Consider the following 2,597-nt stretch of genomic DNA (forward strand, 5'->3'; position numbering starts at 1 on the left):
GCAGCCAGCGCACCAGCTGGCGAAGAAATTGACCAGCAGCGGCTTGCCGAGGAAATCGGCATTGCCCTTCAACGGCGGCGTGGCCGTGGCTTCCGGCTGCGGAAATTCGAGCACCGGCAGCGAGAACGCCGGCGCCGCCTTGCCGATCAGCGGGCTCGGCAGGATGCGCGGATCGTGGCGCAGGCCGACCGCGAAGAAAGTCAGCAGCACACCCAGAACCACCAAGGGAATCGCGTAGCGCATCAGGCGGCCTGAACTCCGCCATCCGTCGCGGCCTTGCGCTCAGCCACAGTTGCCAGCCGGTAGCGGCGATCACTCGCAGCCAAGCAGCCGCCGAAGAACATCAGCACGCCGCCGAGCCAGATCAGCCGGATCATCGGCTTGACGTAGATGCGCAAAGACCAGGAGCCGTCCTCGAAACCTTCGCCGAGCGACACGTAAAGATCGCGCATCAGCGTCGCATCGACGGCCGATTCGGTCATGACATTGCGCTGCGAGGGATAGAAGCGCTTCTGCGGATAGAGCTGCACCGTTCGGTGGTCCGGACGCTCGATCGTCACCTCGCCCTGCTGGGCGATGAAGTTCGGACCCCTCGCTTCCTGCGCGCCGATGAAAGCGAAAGTGAAGTCGCCGATCTCGACGGTATCCGCAGGCGCGAGGCGCACGTCTTTCTCGAAGCCGTAGCTGATCACGAAGGCGACACCGAGCGCCCAGACACCGAGGCCCATGTGCGCCAGGGTCATGCCCCAGGTTGCGCGCGGCACCGATGCCAGTCCGGTGAGGAACGAAGGCTTGGCGCGGATGCGCCGCCAGACGTCCTGCGATGCGGCGACGATCGTCCACGAACCGAGCAGGCCGCCCGTCACCGCCAGCAAGGTTGCGCGGCCATGCAGCGCCAGCGGCACGACGATCGCGAACGCCACCGCGAACAGCGCCGGCAGCTTCAGTCGATTCCAGGTTTCGCCAGCCCGGCCCTTCTTCCACGGCACCACCGCACCGAAGCCGACCAGCACGAACAGCGGCACCATCAGCGGCAGGAACACCGCATTGAAGTACGGCGGGCCAACGGAAATCTTGCCAAGGTTCAGGGCATCGAGCACCAGCGGATACAAGGTGCCGATCAGGATCGCCGCACAGGCGACGACCAGGAACACGTTGTTCAGCAGCAGCAGGCCTTCCCTGGAAAACAGGTTCAGTTCGCCGACGCTGGCGAGCTTCGGTGCACGCCAGGCATACAAAGTCAGCGCACTGCCGGTGACCACGGCCATGAAGATCAGGATGAACAGACCACGCGCCGGATCGCTGGCAAAGGCATGCACCGACACCAGCACGCCGGAGCGAACCAGGAAAGTACCGAGCAGCGATAGCGAAAAGGTCAGGATCGCCAGCAGCACGGTCCAGCTTTTCAGCAGGCCGCGCTTCTCGGTCACGGCCAGCGAATGGATCAGCGCGGTGCCCGCCAGCCAGGGCATGAACGACGCGTTCTCGACCGGATCCCAGAACCACCAGCCGCCCCAGCCGAGTTCGTTGTAGGCCCACCAGGAACCCAGCGTGATCCCGAGCGTCAGGAACATCCAGGCGGTGGTCGTCCACGGCCGGGTCCAGCGCGCCCAGGCGGCGTCGAGCTTGCCGGTGATCAGTGCCGCGACGGCAAACGCGAAGGCGACGCTGAAGCCGACATAGCCCATGTACAAGGTCGGCGGATGGATCGCCAGGCCGAAGTCCTGCAGCAGCGGATTGAGATCACGGCCCTGCAAGGGCACCGGGAACAGGCGTTCGAAGGGATTCGAGGTCAGCAGCATGAACAGCAGCAGGCCGACGCTGATGACGCCGAGCACGGCGATCACCAGCGCGCTGAGTTCAGCCGGAATGCGCCGGTTGAACACCGACACCGCGAAGGTCCAGCCGGACAGCATCAGCATCCACAGCAGCAGCGAGCCTTCGTGCGCGCCCCAGACCGCCGAGATGCGATAGATCATCGGCAGATCGGTGTGGGCGTTGGCTGCGACATAGGCCACCGAGAAATCGGTGTTGATGAACGACACCGTCAGACACAGGTAGGCGATGGCGATGCAGAAGAACTGCGCCTGCGCGGCCGAAGCGGCCGAGGCCAGCAGGCGAGCGTCACGGCGGCGCCAGCCGATCAAAGGTGCTGCGGTCTGCAGGATGGCGATGCCGAGCGCGAGGATCAGCGCGAAATGGCCGATTTCCGGAATCACGATTTGGCTGCCGACTCAACCGCCTTGAAGGGCATGCAGGAATGCTTGCCAGTGTCCGGATCGCCCTTCAGCGCATCGGCGACCTGCGGCGGCATGTAGTTCTCGTCGTGCTTTGCGAGGATGCGGGTGGCCACGAAGACGTGGTCGGCATCGAGATGACCATCGGCGACCACGCCCTGCCCTTCGCGGAACAGATCCGGCAGCACGCCGTCATAGCGCACCGGGATGTTCTTGGCGCAGTCCGCCACCCGGAACTCCACCCTCAGGCCACCGGCGCGGACCAGGCTGCCCTTCTCGACCAGGCCGCCCAGCTGCATGGCCGCGCCGATCGGCACGGTGCCGGCGAGCAGATCGCTCGGCGTGTAGAAATACATCATG

Annotated in this window: 2 protein-coding genes and 1 pseudogene; all 3 read right to left on the reverse strand. The window is 65.1% G+C overall.

What is annotated here, in order from left to right; translation table 11 throughout:
- Positions 1-243, reverse strand: a pseudogene (locus Q0D45_RS21405) (DsbE family thiol:disulfide interchange protein); the annotation flags it as partial.
- Positions 243-2,219, reverse strand: a complete 1,977-nt coding sequence (locus Q0D45_RS21410) for a heme lyase CcmF/NrfE family subunit (RefSeq protein WP_293397905.1) — start codon at positions 2,217-2,219, stop codon at positions 243-245. The pseudogene Q0D45_RS21405 and the gene Q0D45_RS21410, both read right to left, overlap by 1 nt.
- On the reverse strand, positions 2,216-2,597 hold a 382-nt coding region (locus Q0D45_RS21415), incomplete at its 5' end, for a cytochrome c maturation protein CcmE (protein WP_293397907.1). The genes Q0D45_RS21415 and Q0D45_RS21410, both read right to left, overlap by 4 nt.

It is taken from the genome of Nevskia sp., from assembly GCF_023266035.1.
GTDB lineage: Bacteria > Pseudomonadota > Gammaproteobacteria > Nevskiales > Nevskiaceae > Nevskia.